Raw genomic sequence first — 17089 nt, forward strand, 5'->3', positions numbered from 1 at the left:
CGTCTCGGTGATGCCGCGGCCCGGTCCGCCGGCGCCGCCGGGCCCCGGCGGACGGCGGCATGCCGGGACGCACGTCACGCCGTCGCGGCCGATGGGGGCGCACCGGTCCTCCCGGGCGCCGGTTGCCGCTACTGTGCACGCCGTGAGCATGACGACACCGCCCGGCTGGTACGCGGACCCCGGGCACACGGGTCCCGGTCCGGCACCGGAGCGCTGGTGGGACGGATCGGCCTGGACCGAACACACCCGGACCGCCGGCGCCCACGACGCGTACACCCCGTACGGCGCCGGGGACGCGTACACCCCGTACGACCGGACGGCCCCCCTCCCGCGGGATCCGCGGGCGAGGCCCTCGCGCGGCCCGCTGGTGGCCGCCGTCATAGCCGTCGCGCTCGTGGTGAGCGCGCTCCTGGCGGGAGGGCTGCTCCTGCTCGGCGGCTCCGGCGGCTCCGGTGACCACCGGGCGCGGCCCGAGGCCACCGCCGGCGCGGACGAGAAGCCCGGCGGGCGGCCGGACGGCGGGCCGGAAGAGGAGGAGCCGGACGAGGACCAGGGAGGGAAGGCCGACGACGGCCCCCCCGGCACCGCGGTCGACCGCGTCAACGGCGTCAGCGTCCCCGTCCCCGAGGGCTGGAACGAGGCGGATACCGACAACGGGATCTGGCTGTCCTCCGGCTCCTACCCCTGCCCCGGGGACACCTCCCTCACCTGCGTCCGCGCCGGGGTCTCCCTGCGGGCCGCCGACGACCCCACCGGGGCGGGCCCGCGGGCGATGGCCGAGGCGGACGTCGCCCGCAACGCCGAGGAGTCCTACGACACCAAGGGCTACGGCGGGATCGAGGAGCACGAGGTGGTCTCCTCCGCCGAGGTCACCGTCGCGGGGCAGAAGGGCCACCGGGTGCGCTGGCGGATCGCCAACGAGCTCGAGCCCGACGCGTACGTGGAGTCCGTCGTCTTCCCCGCCCCCGACGGCAGCGGCCGGATGCTGGTGATGCGCCTGGGTTTCGACATCCACGCCGAGGCCCCGGACCCGGGCGAGATGGACCGGATCGTGGCGGGCGTCCGCGCCGCCGACGGCCCCGGCATGGAGGTCTGAACCCGCCCCTCCCGCCCCTCCCGCCCCTCCCGCCCCCGGCGCACCCGTCGCGCCGGGGGCGGGAGGGGCCGGGTGCCTCAGAGGAAGGTGCGGCCCTCGCCGCGGTACGTCGGCACCGTCTCCGCCACCCGGTCGCCCTCGACCAGGTGCAGCGCCGCGAAGCGCTCGCACAGCTCCCCGGCCTTGGCGTGCCGGAACCACACCTTGTCGCCGATCAGCAGGTCGTCGGCGGGCGGTCCGAGCAGCGGCGTCTGCACCTCGCCCGGCCCCTCCACCGGGTCGTAGCGCAGCCCGGCCGGCAGGTACGGCACCGGCAGCCGGTCCCGGCCCGCCGCGCCGGAGGCCGGATAGCCGCCGCCGAGCACCGTCACCACGCCCACCCCGGGCCGCCGTACCACCGGCTGCGCGAACAGTGCCGCGGGGCGGCCGGAGAACGAGGTGTAGTCGTCGAACAGCCGGGGCATCAGCAGCCCCGAGCCCGCGGCGACCTCGGTGACCGCGTCCTCGGCGGCGGTGTGCTGCACGCTCCCGGTTCCGCCGCCGTTGACGAACTCCAGGTCCGGCGCCACCGCCCGCACCGCGCGTACCGCCGCCGCGCGCCGCTGGGCCAGCTCGCGCCGCGCGGCCGACTGCATCAGCCGTACCGCCCGCGCGCGCAGCGGGCGCCCGTGAGGGGCGTCGCCCACGCCCGCGATGTGCCCCTCGTACGCCATCAGCCCCACCAGCCGGAAGCCGGGCCGGCGTGCCACCGACCGGGCCAGCTCGGCCAGTTGGGCGGGGGAGTGCAGCGGCGAGCGCCGCGCGCCGATCCGCACCCGGCCGCCCAGCAGCCACAGCGAGGTGTCCAGCTCCAGGCAGACCCGGATCTCCTCGCGCCCGCCGCCGCGGGCTGCGTCGATCAGGGCGAGCTGCGCGGGGTCGTCGACCATCACCGTCACGGCCGCGGCCAGCTTCTGATCGGAGGCCAGCTCGGCGTAACCGGCCCGGTCCGCCGACGGATAGGCGAGCAGGACGTCGTCGAACCCGCAGCGGGCCAGCCACAGCGACTCGGCGAGCGTGAAGCCCATGACCCCGGCGAACCCCTCCCGCGCCAGCGCGCGTTCCAGCAGGGCACGGCAGCGTACGGACTTGCTGGCCACGCGGACGGGCTTGCCGCCGGCGCGGCGCACCAGATCGGCGGCGTTGGCGTCGAACGCCGCCAGATCGACGACAGCGAGCGGCGCGTCGAGATGGGCGGTGGCCCGGTCGTAGCGGGCCCGGTCGGCTGCGGGATCAGCGGTCGCGTCGAACACCCTGGCAGCTTGCCAGAGCCCACCGGGCCCGGGACAGACCCGGTGGCGGCGGCCCGGCCCCTCCGCACCGGGTCCGGGCCCCGCGCGCAGGCCGGGCCGCGGGTTGCCGTCACCGTGCCGGATGCCCGTAGAGTGACGCGCACACCACCGTCGGCCGCTGGTCAGCGGTGTGATGTCCCGATACCAACCGGCCTGCCCCGAAAGGGACTCGACGGGGCGGCACAGAACACGAGGGGGTGCCGGTGAGCACTGAGGCCGACCCGGTCCGGGCTCCGCTCCCACCCGTCGTACCACCGCGGCCCGCCGTGCCGCCGAGGGCCCCCCGGACCGCGGCCGCCGCGCCACCGATAGCGACGGGGCCGCCGCCACCGAGGTTCGCGGTCCCCCTGGTGTATCCGGGCGAGCCGGTCGCCGCCGCGGGCCCGGAGCGGCGCGTGCGCGGTCCGGTCCGCACCGCCGCCGCGGCCGTCTGCCTCGTCCTGGGCTTCGGGCTGCTGGGCGGAGCCGCCGCCGGGGCCTGGCTCACCGGCGACCCCGGTGAGCGCCCCGCGGCCGACTACGCCGAGGCGCGCTCGCTGTGGCACGAGATACCCGTCGACACGCTCTTCCCCCGCACCCTGCGCGGCAAGGGAGCCGGGCCGGGACGCGCCGACCGGCGCTGGACCCGGGTGGCGGTCGCCCCCGACGCCGACTGCCGCAACGCCTTCGACCCCCTGCTGGCCCAGGCCCTCTCGCCGGCCGGCTGCGAACGGCTGCTGCGCGCCACCTACGCGGACGAGACCGGCAGCGGCGTCACCACGGTCGGGCTGCTGTTCACCGAGGCCGACGAGAAGGGCATGCGCGCCCTGCGCGAGCGGTTCGACGAGGACGACCTGGAACTGCGCGCCGATCTGATGCCCCGTCCGTACGCGGCGCGCGGCACCGCCGCGGCCCGTTTCGGCGACGCCCAGCGCGCGAGCTGGACGATCCGGCCGCTCACCGACGCCCCCGTGGTGGTCTACACCGTCTCCGGCTTCGCCGACGGCCGTACCGTCGGCGACCCGCAGCCGGCCTCCGAGGCCGTTCTGGAGGACCAGACCACCGCCCCCGCCCAGGCGGGCCTCGGCCACGACGCCCGCGGCATCGCCGACCGCATCGAGCGCGGCCTGCGCCGCATCGTCGCCCAGGGAACCGGACAGGACCGATGAACACGACGGGTCTTCCCGCCCCCGCGAACCCCCCGCGAGCCCGCCGCACCCGCCCCGCCACCGCGCTGCTCTCCGCGCTGTCGGCGTTCGCGGTGCTCTGCGCCCTCCTGCTGCTGACCGCGCCCGCCGCGCACGCCGACGAGGTGCGCGACCGCCAGTGGGGGCTGGACGCGGTGGGCGCGCGCGACGCCTGGAACACCACCAGGGGCCAGGGCGTCACCGTCGCCGTGCTCGACACCGGTGTCGACGCCGGCCACCCCGACCTGCGCGGCCGGGTGCTGAAGGGCAGGGACCTCATCGGCTTCGGGGCCCGCCGGGGCGACGAGCACTGGGCCCGGCACGGCACCGCGATGGCCGGGATCATCGCCGGGCGCGGCCACGGCCCCGGCGATTCCGAGGGCGTCCTCGGAATCGCGCCCGAGGCGCGGATCCTGCCCGTGCGCGTCCTGCTGGAGGACGGCGACCCGCAGCGCAAGAAGGCCCGGGAGGAGCGCGGCGACGCGCTGGCCGAGGGCATCCGCTGGGCCGCCGACCAGGGCGCCGACGTCATCAACCTCTCGCTCGGCGACGACAGCGCCTCCGCCCACCCCGACCCGGCCGAGGACGCCGCCGTCCGCTACGCGCTGGCCAAGGGCTCGGTGGTGGTCGCCTCCGCGGGCAACGGCGGGGAGGACGGCGACCGGGCCTCCTATCCGGCCGCCTACCCCGGCGTGATCGCCGTGACCGCCGTGGACCGCGACGGCCGGCGCGCCCCCTTCTCCACACGCCGCTGGTACGCCACCGTCAGCGCCCCCGGCGACGACGTGATCATCACCTACCCCGACCGCGAGTACTACGAGGGCTGGGGGACCAGCGCCGCCGCCGCCTTCGTCTCCGGCTGCGTTGCCCTGGTGCGGGCCGCCCACCCCGACCTCAGCCCGGCGCAGGTCAAGGAGCTGATCGCGCAGACCGCCCGGAACACCCCGCCCGGCGGGCGCAGCGACGACCTGGGCAGCGGCATCGTCGACCCGGCCGCCGCCATCGAGCTGGGCGCGAACGTCGAACCGCGGCGGCAGCAGCCGGTGGCCGAGGCGTATCCGCAGGAGTACTTCGGCGCGGGGCCGGCCCCCGAGCGCGGGTACGGCGGCAGGCTGGCGCCCGCCGCCGCGGTCGCCGGCCTGCTGCTGGTGCTCTGCGCCGTGCTGCTGTACCGGGGCGACCGCCCGGCGGAGCGGCTCGGGGGGCGGACCGGGGAGCGGGTCGTCTGACCCGGGCGGATACCCTCGAGACGTGGCGCTCAAGAACATCCCCGATCCCGGCTTCGCGGGCGACGACGGCTCGGCCGATCCCGCACTCGCCCGGGCGCTGGCCGCCTGGGCACAGGACCGCACCGCCGAGCCGGAGGTGCTGGCCGCCCTGGCGCGGGCCCGGTTGCTGGTGCCGGTGGTCGCCGTCCTCGGCGAGGTGGAGACCGGCGAGGACGGCCTGCGCCGGGAGAAGACCAGCGACATGGCGGTGCCCACGCTCAACGCGCCGGACGGGCGCAGGGCCCTGCCGGCCTTCACCTCCACCGACAGCCTGGCCCGCTGGCGCCCGGAGGCCCGCCCGGTCGCCGTCCCCCTGCGCCAGGCCCTCCAGGCCCTCGCACAGGAGGGCGCCGACACCCTCGTGCTGGATCTCGCCGGGCCGGTGACCTACCAGCTCACCGGCGCCGCGCTGCTGGCCCTCGCCGAGGGCCGCACCGGGACCGCCGACCCGCTGGACGACCCGGCCGTCACCGAGGCGCTGCGCACGGTGCTGGCCGCCGAGCCCGCGGTGAGCGCCGCCCGGCTCGGTCCCGGCCGCGGCACCGACGGCGTACTGGCCCTGCGCCTGGACCCGGCCGCGCCGCCGCGCGAGACCGCCGGGCGGGTGGCCGCCGCGCTCGCGGCGGACGAGACGCTCCGCGCGCGCCTGGTGCGCGGTCTGGACCTGGCCCTGCTGCCGCCGGAGGGGACCCTGCCGGGGCGCCCGCTGTACGACCGCGACTGAGGCCGTACGCGCCCGACCGGGCCGCAAGCCGGGCCGCAGGACCGCGACCGGGCGGCCGCGGGAGGCGGCCGGAGGCCCGGGACCGGCCGGTCTCAGCCGATGACCGGGCCGGTGAACTTCTCGCCCGGGCCCTGGCCCGGCTCGTCCGGCACCACGGACGCCTCGCGGAAGGCGAGCTGGAGCGACTTCAGCCCGTCGCGCAGCGGAGCCGCGTGGTAGGAGCCGATCTCGGTGGCGGCGGCGGTCACCAGCCCGGCCAGCGCCTGGATCAGCTTGCGCGCCTCGTCCAGGTCCTTGTGGTCCTCGCCGCCCTCGGCCAGGCCGAGGTTGACCGCGGCCGAACTCATCAGGTGGACCGCGACAGTGGTGATCACCTCGACCGCGGGCACGTCCGCGATGTCGCGGGTCATCGTCTCGAAGTCGGCCGCCGCTCCGGCCTCTCCGGCGGCGCCGGGGGAGGGGGAGGGGGTGCCGCTGTCGTCGCTCATCGTTCTCCGCTTCCTGCTGGTCGGGTGCGCTCCAGCCTAGGTCCCGCCCGTCGCGCGCGTGTACGACGGGCGGGGAGGAACTTCTCCGCGACCCTGCTATGCTGGTATATCGACCGGCCGGACCACGTTCCCGACGTGGTCTCCGGGTGACCGCCCAGGTGGTTCGCCCGGACGACCCGCGCAGAGCGCGCTCCGGCCCGCAAGTGGAGGCTCCGAAGCTCCCACCCGACCGACCTCCGGGCCGGCGGGTCACAGGTCAGGCTGCGCCCCGCGGTGTATCGCGGCGGTGTTCCCGGTCAATGAGGAGCCCCGCCTGCGTCCCGTCCGGGGCGTTTTCGCGTTCCGGCTCGGTGGTCGTACCGAACGCAACCGTGCGCGGCTGTCCGCCAGGCATCCGCGTGGCGCAACCGAGGAGGCCCCATCAGCGCCGAGCCCCGCATCAACGACCGGATTCGCGTCCCCGAGGTGCGACTCGTCGGTCCCAGTGGCGAGCAGGTCGGCATCGTGCCGCTTGCCAAGGCCCTGGAGCTTGCCCAGGAGTACGACCTCGACCTGGTCGAGGTCGCGGCGAACGCCCGTCCGCCGGTGTGCAAGCTCATGGACTACGGAAAGTTCAAGTACGAGTCGGCCATGAAGGCCCGTGAGGCGCGCAAGAACCAGGCGCACACGGTCATCAAGGAGATGAAGCTCCGGCCGAAGATCGATCCGCACGACTACGACACCAAGAAGGGTCACGTCGTCCGGTTCCTCAAGCAGGGGGACAAGGTCAAGATCACGATCATGTTCCGCGGTCGTGAGCAGTCCCGTCCCGAGCTGGGCTACCGGCTGCTCCAGCGCCTCGCGGAGGACGTCCAGGACCTGGGCTTCGTCGAGTCGAACCCCAAGCAGGACGGCCGGAACATGATCATGGTTCTCGGTCCGCACAAGAAGAAGACCGAGGCGATGGCCGAGGCCCGTGAGGCGCAGGCCGCCCGCAAGGCGGAGCGCCAGCAGCAGGGGAACGCAGCCCCTGCCGAGGAGCGCGCCGAGGCATGATCCGGCGGCCGCGGAACCGGCCGCCAGGTCACACGGGCCCCTTCCCGGGCCCGGACAGCAACCGAAACAGCTGACGCCGCCGTGCGCCGGCCCGCACGGGCCGGCGGGGCGGCGCCACCGACGAGGAGAGAACGGCGACATGCCGAAGAACAAGACGCACAGTGGTGCGAGCAAGCGCTTCAAGATCACCGGCTCCGGCAAGGTGATGCGCCAGCGCGCCGGCCGCCGCCACCTTCTCGAGCACAAGTCGTCCACGCTGACGCGCCGCCTTGCCGGCAAGACCGAGATGGCCCCGGCCGACGCCAAGAAGATCAAGAAGCTTCTCGGCAAGTGAGCCGGCCGCCCGCCGGTCCCCGTGACCGGCCGGGCGCAGGACACCGGACACCGGTACCCCATCGAACCTTCGGGCCGACGGCGCCGTAGCACGGCAGCCGGACCACCACACCGGCCCCGCGACAAGGAGTAATTCACGTGGCACGCGTCAAGCGGGCGGTCAACGCCCACAAGAAGCGCCGGGCGATCCTCGAGCAGGCCAGCGGTTACCGCGGTCAGCGCTCCCGCCTGTACCGCAAGGCGAAGGAGCAGGTCACCCACTCCCTCGTCTACAACTACAACGACCGCAAGCGCCGCAAGGGCGACTTCCGGCAGCTGTGGATCCAGCGGATCAACGCCGGCGCCCGCGCCAACGGCATGACCTACAACCGCTTCATCCAGGGCCTGAAGGCCGCCGAGGTCGAGGTGGACCGCAAGATCCTGGCGGACCTCGCGGTCAACGACCCGAGCGCGTTCGCCGCGCTGGTCGAGGTGGCCCAGAAGGCGCTGCCGAGCGACGTCAACGCCCCCAAGGCCGCCTGACGACGGCACGGGACGTCACCGGACCCGCGGGCCATCGAGCCCGCGGGTCCGGTCGTTTGCCCCGGCCCGCCCGGCCGTCCAGTCCCCCCGCCCGCCGAGAAGCCCCGAGAAGCGAGAACGCCGCGCCATGGCCGCCGCCCCGGAACTGACCTCCCCGCGCTCCCCGCGCGTCATCGCCGCCCGGCGGCTGGCCCGCCGCAACACCCGCGGCAAGGAGCGCCGCTTCCTCGCCGAAGGGCCCCAGGCCGTACGCGAGGCGGTCGGCCACCGCAGCGACGGCGAGCCCACGCTCACCGAGCTGTTCACCACCCCCGAGGCCGCCGAGCGGCACGCCGACATCGTCGCCGCCGCCCGCGCCGCCGGGGCCCGCGTCCGCACCGCCACCGACGAGGTGATCGCGGAGCTGTCGCAGACCGTCACCCCGCAGGGACTGGTCGGGATCTGCCGCTTCCTCGACCTGCCCTTCGACCGTGTGCTGGCCGCCCGCCCGAAGCTGGTCGCCGTCCTCGCCAACGTGCGCGACCCCGGGAACGCCGGGACGGTGCTGCGCTGTGCGGACGCGGCCGGAGCCGACGCGGTGGTGCTCACCGACGCCTCGGTGGACCTGTACAACCCCAAGTCGGTACGGGCCTCTGTCGGCAGTCTCTTCCACCTGCCCGTCGCCGTCGGCGTCCCCGTCGAGCGGGCCGTGGCCGGACTGCGCGAGGCGGGCGTACGAGTGCTGGCCGCCGACGGCGCGGGCGAGCACGACCTGGACACCGAACTGGACGAGGGCCGCATGGGCGGCCCCACCGCCTGGGTCTTCGGCAACGAGGCGTGGGGGCTGCCCGAGGAGACCCGCGCACTGGCCGACGAGGTGGTGCGCGTACCCATCCACGGGCGCGCGGAGAGCCTGAACCTCGCGACCGCCGCGGCCGTGTGCCTCTACGCCTCGGCCCGTGCGCAGCGCGCACCCGGAGGGTGCCGCTGCGTCACCCCGAGCTAGTAGGGTGGCGGCCCCGGGGACCGAAGGGGGTGAACGGGAGTGGACGTGAGGACGTCCGGCGGACAGGGCGGCGAGCCGTCCGACGCGCCCGGCGCGCCCCGCACATCCCGCGCCCGTCCCGCGCGGCAGGCGCCGCCGCGGGCCGACGGCACGGGTGTGCTCCCCGACGACCTCCCCGACGGACTGGTCGTCGCCGACGCCCGCGGCCGGGTCGTCTGCTTCAACGCCGCGGCCGCCCGCATCACCGCCCTGCCGCGCGAGGACGCGCTGGGCCGCCCCGTCGAGCAGGTCCTGCCCCTGGAGGACCTGGAGGGACGCCGCTGGTGGAAGGTCACCGACCCCTACGGGGGCCTGGCCATCCGCACCGGCCAGCCCGAGCGCAACCTCTTACTCCCCGGAGGCCGGGAGGTCCTGGTCTCCGCCCGGTACGTCCGCGCCCGCCCCACCGGCCCCGTGCAGCGCCTGGTGGTCTCCCTGCGCGGCACCGAGGCCCGGCGGCGCACCGAGCGCAGCCACGCCGAGCTGATCGCCACCGTCGCCCACGAACTGCGCTCGCCGCTGACCTCGGTGAAGGGCTTCACCGCGACGCTGCTCGCCAAGTGGGAGAGGTTCACCGACGACCAGAAGCGGCTGATGCTGGAGACGGTGGACGCCGACGCCGACCGCGTCACCCGGCTCATCACCGAGCTGCTGGACATCTCGCGCATCGACTCCGGGCGGCTGGAGATCCACCGCCAGCCCGTGGACATGGCCGCCGCCGTGGACCGGCACATACGGGCCCACATCGCCGCGGGCCGCGCCGAGGAGCGCTTCGCCCGCAGGATCGCCACCCCGCTCCCGCCGCTGTGGGCCGACCCCGACAAGATCGACCAGGTGCTCGGCAACCTGCTGGAAAACGCCGTGCGCCACGGCGAGGGGACGGTCACCATAGAGGTGGCACCGGCACGGACGAAGACGGGCGACGAAGGAACGGCGGTCACGGTGAGCGACGAGGGCCCCGGCATCCCCGAGGAGTCGATGAGCCGCGTCTTCACCCGCTTCTGGCGCGGCAGCAAGCGCGGCGGCACCGGTCTGGGCCTGTACATCGTCAAGGGCATCGTCGAGGCCCACGGCGGGGCGATCACCGTCGGCCGCTCGCCCGCGGGCGGCGCCGAGTTCCGATTCACCCTGCCCGCGGGCGTCCCGGCCTTCATGGCCTGAGCGGCGTCCGCGGGCTCCTCCGGGTCAGTAGCGATCTTCCTCGCCCCGTAGACTCGACAACCGGTACCTTCGAGCGGCCCGGGAACCGGATCCGCCGGGACACAGGGGTGCCGAAGCGCCGAAGCGGGGCGAAGCAACCAACCGAAACCACGGGCCAACCGAAAAGCACGGGAAGAGATGTCCGCACCCAACAAGTCGTACGACCCCGTAGAGGTCGAGGCACTGAAACCGGAAGAGATCGACCGGGCACGGGACGCGGCCCTCGCCGCGATCGCCGCCGCCGGCGATCTGGAGGCGCTGCGCGAGGTGAAGGCCGCCCACGCCGGCGACCGCTCGCCGCTGGCGCTGGCCAACCGCGAGATCGGCGCCCTGCCGCCGCACGCCAAGGCCGAGGCCGGCCGGCGCGTCGGCCAGGCGCGCGGCGCGGTGGGCCAGGCCCTCAAGCGGCGCCAGGAGGAGCTGGAGGCCGAGCGCGACGAGCGCGTGCTGGTCGAGGAGGCGGTGGACGTCACGCTGCCCTTCGACCGCGTCCCCGCGGGCGCCCGCCACCCGCTGACCACGCTGTCCGAGCGGATCGAGGACGTCTTCGTGGCGATGGGCTACGAGGTCGCCGAGGGGCCCGAGGCCGAGGCCGAGTGGTTCAACTTCGACGCCCTCAACATCGCCCCGGACCACCCGGCCCGCACCATGCAGGACACCTTCTTCGTCCAGGGCCCCGAGGGCTCCGGGGAGGGGGAGTCGGGCGTCGTGCTGCGCACCCACACCTCGCCGGTGCAGGTCCGCTCCCTGCTGGAGCGGAAGCCGCCGGTGTACGTGATCTGCCCCGGCCGGGTCTACCGCACCGACGAACTGGACGCGACCCACACCCCGGTCTTCCACCAGGTCGAACTGCTCGCCGTGGACGAGGGCCTGACCATGGCCGACCTCAAGGGCACCCTGGACCACATGGTCCGGTCCCTGTTCGGCGAGGACCTGCGCACCCGGCTGCGCCCGTCGTACTTCCCCTTCACCGAGCCGTCCGCCGAGATGGACATGGTGTGCTTCGCCTGCCGCGGCGAGTCCGTCGGCGACCCCGACCGCCCCTGCCGCACCTGCTCCTCCGAGGGCTGGATCGAGCTGGGCGGCTGCGGCATGGTCAACCCGCGGGTGCTGACCGCCTGCGGTGTGGACCCGGAGCGCTACAGCGGCTTCGCCTTCGGGTTCGGCATCGAGAGGATGCTGATGTTCCGCCACAACGTCGAGGACATGCGAGACATGGTCGAGGGTGACGTCCGGTTCACCCGGCCGTTCGGGATGGAGATCTGATGCGGGCCCCGCTTTCGTGGCTGCGGGAGTACGTCGACCTGCCGGCCGGTGAGACCGGCCGTGACGTCGCGGCGAAGCTGATCGCGGCCGGGCTGGAGGTCGAGACCGTCGAGCGGCTCGGCACCGGGATCACCGGGCCGCTGGTCGTCGGCCAGGTCCTGGCGATCGAGGAGCTGACCGGCTTCAAGAAGCCGATCCGCTACTGCCAGGTCGACGTCGGCGACGCCAACGGTTCGGGCGAGCCGCAGAACATCGTCTGCGGCGCCACCAACTTCGCCGTCGGCGACAAGGTCGTGGTGATCCTGCCCGGCGGCGTGCTGCCCGGCGACTTCCGGATCGGCGCCCGCAAGACCTACGGCAGGCTGTCGGAGGGCATGATCTGCTCGGCCGGCGAGCTGGGCATGAGCGACGACCACGACGGCATCATCGTGCTCCCGCCCGAGCACGAGGTGGGCACCGACGCGATCGAGCTGCTGGAACTGGTCGACGAGGTCCTCGACATCGCCGTCACGCCCGACCGCGGCTACTGCCTGTCCATGCGCGGCATCGCCCGCGAGGCGGCCACCGCCTACGGCCTGCCGCTGCGCGACCCGGCGCTGCTGGACGTGCCCGTGCCCAACGAGCACGGCCACCCGGTGAAGATCGAGGACCGGCGCGGCTGCGACCGCTTCACCGCCCGCACGGTCACCGGCGTGCGGCCCGACGCGCGCTCCCCGATCTGGCTCCAGCGGCGGCTGCAGAAGGCCGGCATGCGTCCGATCTCGCTGGCCGTGGACATCACCAACTACGTGATGCTCGAACTCGGCCAGCCCCTGCACGCCTACGACCGCTCCCGCGTCAACGGGGCGATCGGCGTGCGCCGGGCCCGGCCGGGGGAGAAGCTCACCACCCTCGACGGCACCAAGCGCGAGCTGCACCCCGAGGACCTGGTCATCACCGACGACAGCGGGCCGATCGGCCTGGCCGGGGTGATGGGCGGAGCCGACACCGAGATCGCCGACGCCCGCGAGACGACGGGCACCAGCGAGATCGTGATCGAGGCCGCGCACTTCGACCCGGTCTCCATCGCCCGCACCGCCCGCCGCCACAAGCTGTCCTCCGAGGCGTCCAGGCGCTTCGAGCGCGGGGTGGACCCGCAGGCCACCTCCGCCGCCGCCCAGCGCACCGTGGACCTGCTGGTCCTGCTGGCGGGCGGCACCGCCGAGGCGGGCGTCACCGAGATCGTCTCGCCCAGCGGCCCGCACACCATCAGGATGCGCGCCGACCACCCGGACCGGGTCGCGGGCGTGTCCTACGGCCGCGAGACCGTGGCGCGGCGCCTGCAGGACGTGGGCTGCGACGTCTACGGCACCGACGAGCTGACCGTGACCGTGCCGTCGTGGCGGCCCGACCTCACCGACCCCAACGACCTGGCCGAGGAGGTCATGCGGCTGGAGGGCTACGAGGCCCTGCCCTCCACCCTGCCGCGCCTGCCCTCGGGCCGCGGTCTGACCGAGCGGCAGCGGCTGCGCCGCCGGGTCGGGCGGGCGCTGGCCGGAGCGGGGTACGTCGAGGCGCCGAACTACCCGTTCGTCGGGGACGCCGCCTTCGACCGGCTCGGCCTGGAGCCGGACGACCCCCGCCGCCGCACCGTACGGCTGGTCAACCCGCTCTCCGACGAGGAGCCGGCGCTGCGCACCACGCTGCTGCCGGGGCTGCTCGCCGCGCTGCGGCGCAACGACGGCCGCGGATCCCACGATCTGGCACTCTTCGAGACCGGCCTGGTCTTCCGGCCCACCGGATGCGAGACCGCCGCGCTCCGGCTGCCGGTCGACCGCCGCCCGACCGACGAGGAGCTCGCCGCCCTCACCGCCGCGCTGCCCGCGCAGCCGCGCCGGGCCGCGGTCGTGCTGGCCGGCGCGCGCGAGCAGGCCGGCTGGTGGGGCAAGGGCCGCCCGGCGACCTGGGCCGATGCCGTCGAGGCGGCCCGCACCGTCGCCCGCGAGGCCGGCGTGGAGCTGGAGGTGGAGGCCGACCGGCACGCTCCCTGGCACCCGGGTCGCTGCGCCGCGCTGTACGCGGGCGCCGGCGGCGAGCGCACTCTGGTCGGGCACGCCGGCGAGCTGCACCCGCGCGTGATCAAGGCGATGCAGCTGCCCGCCCGCGCCTGCGCCATGGAGATCGACCTCGATCTGCTGGAGCGCGCCTCCTCGGGCGCCCCGCAGGCCCCGCACGTGTCCGCCTTCCCGGTGGCCACGCAGGACGTCGCCCTGGTGGTGGACGCCTCCGTCCCGGCGGCCGAGGTCGAGTCGGCGCTGCGCGAGGGCGCGGGCGAACTGCTGGAGTCGCTTCGGCTGTTCGACGTCTTCACCGGCGAGCAGCTCGGCGATGGGAAGAAGTCCCTGGCCTACGCCCTGCGCTTCCGCGCGCCCGACCGCACGCTGACGGCCGAGGAGGCCACGGCCGCCCGCGAGGCCGCGGTGGCCGCGGCGGTCGCGCGCACCGGCGCGGTGCTGCGCGGCGCGTAGCGGCCTCCCGTCCGCCGCGGCCGGCCCGCCCGGTACCGGCGACGGGGAACGCCGGTGACGGAGAACACCGGCGGCGGAGAACACCGGCGGCGGGGCGCCCCCTTCAAAGAGGGGGCGCCCCGCCGCCGGCGTTCCCCGCGCCCGCCGGACCGCCGCACCGGGCGGGCCGAGGGGCCGCGGGGTGTCAGTAGGTGTAGAAGCCCGCGCCGGTCTTGCGGCCCAGGCGGCCGGCGTCGACCATCCGCTGCAGCAGCGGCGGGGCGGCGTACAGCGGCTCCTTGTACTCCTCGTACATCGAGTACGCGACCGAGGCGACGGTGTCCAGGCCGATGAGGTCGGCGAGCTTGAGCGGCCCCATGGGGTGCGCGCAGCCCATCTCCATGCCGTTGTCGATGTCCTCGCGGCTGGCGATGCCCGTCTCGAACATCCGGATCGCCGAGAGCAGGTACGGGATCAGCAGCGCGTTGACCACGAAGCCCGAGCGGTCCTGGGCGCGGATGGCGTGCTTGCCCAGCAGCTTGACGACCGCGGTCTCGGCCCGCGCGATGGTGTCGTCGGAGGTGGTCAGCGCGGGGATCAGCTCCACCAGCCTCTGCACCGGCGCGGGGTTGAAGAAGTGGATGCCGATCACCCGGTCCGGGCGGGAGGTCGCCACGGCCAGCTTCACCAGCGGGATGGAGGAGGTGTTGGAGGCCAGGATCGCCTCCGGGCTGGTCACCACCTGGTCGAGGATCTGGAAGATCTCGGTCTTGACCTGCTCGTTCTCCACGACCGCCTCGATCACCAGATCGCGGTCGGCGAACTCGCCGAGGTCGGTGGTGAAGGACAGGCGCTCCAGGGTGGCGTCGCGCTCCGCCTCGCTGATCTTGCCCCGCGCGGCGGCCTTGTCCAGGGAGGTCACCAGCCGGGTACGGCCTATCTCCAGGGCTTCGCCGGTGGTCTCGGCGACCATGACGTCCAGGCCGGCCCGTGCGCAGACCTCGGCGATACCCGAGCCCATCTGGCCGCAGCCCACCACTCCGACGCGTTCGATGTCGGTCACATCGTGCCTTTCGCTGATCCACTGGTCCGTGACGCCGCCCCCGTACGGTTCCGGCCGCAGCGCCTCGCCGACCGACGTTACCGCGTCGCGCCGGAGGAACGGTCGGCCGGGGCGCCGCGGCCCGGCCGACCGGTCGTCCGGACAGTGGTCCGGCGCGGTCAGCCCGTGGCGCCGGCCGCTCCGTCGGGCTCGAAGGCGGCGGGGGCGCCGTTGGAGCCCGGCCAGGAGCCGGCGGCGCCGGCCGATCGTCTTCCGGGAACGGACACGTCCTCTCAGGGCAGATCCCCCCACGCGGGCGGTACGGGGGGGTGAACCAGTGGGTGGGAGCGTTCTCAGAGGTGCGGATGCCAGTTGTCGAACGGTGTTCGCACAAGGGGGTGTGTCAAGAGGGCGATGTGGCGCGGACGGCCGCCCGGTCTTCCGTTACGCGGAGTTGCCATGCCGCTACCCGGACGGGATGATCGGGTGAATCGTCGTCAGGAGGAGGCAGCATGGGGCTTTTCTCTCGGAGGACCTTCGGTGCGGCGGCGGTCGGGGTGCTCTCCGGCTCGCTGCTGACCGGCCCGGGGGCGGGAACGGCGTCCGCCGGGGAGCCGGGGGGCGCCGGGTACGGGCAGCGCCCGCAGTTGCGCGGGATGTGGGTGGCGACCGTCGCCAACATCGACTGGCCGACCAGGCCCGGGCTCGCCGCGGCCGAGCAGCGAAGACAACTGCTGGCCCACCTGGACACGGCGGTCGAGCGCCGCCTCAACACGGTGTTCCTCCAGGTGCGGCCCACCGCGGACGCCTTGTGGCCCTCGCCGTACGAACCCTGGGCGCAGTACCTCACCGGCACCCAGGGCGAGGACCCCGGCTGGGATCCGCTGGGCTTCGCCGTCTGCGAGGCGCACCGGCGCGGGCTGGAGCTGCACGCCTGGTTCAACCCCTACCGGGTGGCCAACCACGCCGACCCCGCGCGGCTGGCCGCCTCCCACCCCGCGCGCCGCCATCCGGAGTGGGTGGTGCCCTACGGCGGCAAGCTCTACTACAACCCCGGGCTGCCCGAGGTGCGCGCCTTCGTCCAGGACGCGATGTTCGACGCGGTGGAGCGCTACGACGTCGACGGCGTGCACTGGGACGACTACTTCTACCCGTACCCGGTGGCGGGCCAGGTCTTCGACGACGACGACGCGTACGAGCGCCACGGCGGCGCCTTCGAGGACCGGGCCGACTGGCGGCGCGACAACATCGACCAGCTGGTACGGGAGACCGCGCTGCGCCTGAGGCGGACCAAGCCGCACGTGCGCTTCGGCATCAGCCCCTTCGCCGTGTGGCGCAACGCGGGCACCGACCCGGAGGGCTCCGACACCCGCGCGGGCGTGCAGACGTACGACGACCTGTACGCCGACACCCGCAAGTGGGTGCGCGAGCGCTGGATCGACCAGATCGTGCCCCAGGTGTACTGGAACATCGGCTTCGCGGCCGCCGACTACGCGAAACTGGTGCCCTGGTGGGCCGGTGTGGTGCGGGGCACCGGCGTCGAACTCCACATCGGCGAGGCGCTCTACAAGGCGGGTGATCCGGCCCAGGGTCCGGCCTGGCACGACCCGGCCGAACTCTCCCGCCACCTGACGCTCTGCGGCCGCTACCCCGAGGTCCGGGGCAACGCCTACTTCTCGGCGAAGCACGTCGCCGCGGACCCGATCGGGGCGATGAGCCGGGTGGTGGAGGACCACTACGGCCGTCCGGTGCGGCCGCCCCGCTAGCCGGGCTCCCGCAGCGGTCCCCCTTCTGCCTGCCTCCTTCGGTCCGGCATGCGGCCCCGGCGTCAGCGGCGCCGGGGTTCGCCGTGCTCCAGCAGGGGCTCGCCGTGGTGCCGCACCACGGAGTCGGGCCCCGGCGACATCACGGTCTCGTGCCCGTCCTCGAAGCGGACCCGGTACGGCGGCTCGCCGTTCGTCCCCAGTACCTCGATGATCTCCGCGACCCTCTCGTGCTGCCCCACGAACCTGCCGTGGACCAGCAGCAGGTCGCCCACGTTCGCCTGCATCGGCGGTCTCCTTCTGTCCGTATCGAGAAGAAAAATCCTTTTGGTCACGATTCTAGGG

At 74.6% G+C, this 17089-nt stretch carries 16 protein-coding genes; 12 read left to right on the forward strand and 4 right to left on the reverse strand.

The window, feature by feature from the left end; genetic code table 11:
• Nucleotides 1-148 precede the first annotated feature (148 nt).
• Entirely contained in the window at nt 149-1096 is a 948-nt protein-coding gene (locus ACLIYP_RS06360; protein WP_412712211.1) for a DUF2510 domain-containing protein, read from the forward strand.
• A gap of 77 nt (nt 1097-1173) precedes the next feature.
• Here ACLIYP_RS06360 and ACLIYP_RS06365 read toward each other — a convergent pair whose 3' ends face one another.
• Entirely contained in the window at nt 1174-2388 is a 1215-nt protein-coding gene (locus ACLIYP_RS06365; protein WP_412712163.1) for an amino acid deaminase/aldolase, read from the reverse strand.
• Between the two features lie 434 nt (nt 2389-2822).
• Between ACLIYP_RS06365 and ACLIYP_RS06370 the strand changes: the two genes are divergently transcribed.
• The 3 genes from ACLIYP_RS06370 to ACLIYP_RS06380 are packed head-to-tail and all read left to right on the forward strand — an operon-like array spanning nt 2823 to nt 5585.
• Nucleotides 2823-3575 (forward strand): hypothetical protein, encoded by a 753-nt coding sequence (locus tag ACLIYP_RS06370; protein ID WP_412712164.1) that lies wholly within the window; start codon nt 2823-2825, stop codon nt 3573-3575.
• The gene (gene mycP / locus ACLIYP_RS06375; protein WP_412712165.1) at nt 3572-4822 is read left to right on the forward strand and encodes a type VII secretion-associated serine protease mycosin; all 1251 of its coding nucleotides are present in this window, start codon (nt 3572-3574) and stop codon (nt 4820-4822) included. Before ACLIYP_RS06370 ends, mycP begins: the two co-directional genes overlap by 4 nt.
• Nucleotides 4823-4844: 22 nt before the next feature.
• On the forward strand, nt 4845-5585 hold the full coding sequence (locus ACLIYP_RS06380; protein ID WP_412712166.1) for an SseB family protein: 741 nt from the start codon (nt 4845-4847) through the stop codon (nt 5583-5585).
• A 92-nt stretch (nt 5586-5677) separates the two neighbouring features.
• Here ACLIYP_RS06380 and ACLIYP_RS06385 read toward each other — a convergent pair whose 3' ends face one another.
• The gene (locus tag ACLIYP_RS06385; RefSeq protein ID WP_412712167.1) at nt 5678-6073 is read right to left on the reverse strand and encodes a DUF1844 domain-containing protein; all 396 of its coding nucleotides are present in this window, start codon (nt 6071-6073) and stop codon (nt 5678-5680) included.
• A 420-nt stretch (nt 6074-6493) separates the two neighbouring features.
• Between ACLIYP_RS06385 and infC the strand changes: the two genes are divergently transcribed.
• From infC to pheT, 7 genes are all read left to right on the forward strand, one after another.
• Nucleotides 6494-7108, forward strand: coding sequence for a translation initiation factor IF-3 (gene infC, locus ACLIYP_RS06390; RefSeq protein WP_093662397.1), 615 nt, complete (start codon nt 6494-6496; stop codon nt 7106-7108).
• Between the two features lie 139 nt (nt 7109-7247).
• The gene (gene rpmI, locus ACLIYP_RS06395; RefSeq protein ID WP_093662399.1) at nt 7248-7442 is read left to right on the forward strand and encodes a 50S ribosomal protein L35; all 195 of its coding nucleotides are present in this window, start codon (nt 7248-7250) and stop codon (nt 7440-7442) included.
• Nucleotides 7443-7579: 137 nt separating this feature from the next.
• On the forward strand, nt 7580-7963 hold the full coding sequence (gene rplT / locus ACLIYP_RS06400; protein WP_412712168.1) for a 50S ribosomal protein L20: 384 nt from the start codon (nt 7580-7582) through the stop codon (nt 7961-7963).
• 127 nt (nt 7964-8090) lie between these two features.
• A complete protein-coding gene (locus ACLIYP_RS06405; RefSeq protein ID WP_412712169.1) occupies nt 8091-8948 on the forward strand; it encodes a TrmH family RNA methyltransferase in 858 nt (285 codons plus the stop codon).
• Nucleotides 8949-8987: 39 nt separating this feature from the next.
• On the forward strand, nt 8988-10148 hold the full coding sequence (locus tag ACLIYP_RS06410; protein WP_412712170.1) for a sensor histidine kinase: 1161 nt from the start codon (nt 8988-8990) through the stop codon (nt 10146-10148).
• Nucleotides 10149-10325: 177 nt separating this feature from the next.
• Nucleotides 10326-11453: a phenylalanine--tRNA ligase subunit alpha gene (pheS, locus tag ACLIYP_RS06415; RefSeq protein WP_412712171.1), complete on the forward strand. Its 1128-nt coding sequence runs from the start codon at nt 10326-10328 to the stop codon at nt 11451-11453.
• A complete protein-coding gene (gene pheT, locus ACLIYP_RS06420) occupies nt 11453-13960 on the forward strand; it encodes a phenylalanine--tRNA ligase subunit beta (RefSeq protein ID WP_412712172.1) in 2508 nt (835 codons plus the stop codon). Before pheS ends, pheT begins: the two co-directional genes overlap by 1 nt.
• A gap of 184 nt (nt 13961-14144) precedes the next feature.
• Here pheT and ACLIYP_RS06425 read toward each other — a convergent pair whose 3' ends face one another.
• Complete coding sequence (locus ACLIYP_RS06425; protein WP_093662411.1) at nt 14145-15002, reverse strand: 3-hydroxybutyryl-CoA dehydrogenase; 858 nt, start codon at nt 15000-15002, stop codon at nt 14145-14147.
• Between the two features lie 491 nt (nt 15003-15493).
• Here ACLIYP_RS06425 and ACLIYP_RS06430 point away from each other — a divergent pair, with 491 nt between their 5' ends.
• The gene (locus ACLIYP_RS06430) at nt 15494-16747 is read left to right on the forward strand and encodes a glycoside hydrolase family 10 protein (RefSeq protein ID WP_412712173.1); all 1254 of its coding nucleotides are present in this window, start codon (nt 15494-15496) and stop codon (nt 16745-16747) included.
• A gap of 62 nt (nt 16748-16809) precedes the next feature.
• On the opposite strand, the gene ACLIYP_RS06435 is transcribed toward ACLIYP_RS06430, so the two are convergent.
• Complete coding sequence (locus ACLIYP_RS06435) at nt 16810-17031, reverse strand: DUF1918 domain-containing protein (RefSeq protein ID WP_093662414.1); 222 nt, start codon at nt 17029-17031, stop codon at nt 16810-16812.
• Between the last annotated feature and the right edge of the window lie 58 nt (nt 17032-17089).

The organism is Streptomyces nanhaiensis, assembly GCF_046614825.1.
Lineage (GTDB): Bacteria > Actinomycetota > Actinomycetes > Streptomycetales > Streptomycetaceae > Streptomyces > Streptomyces radiopugnans.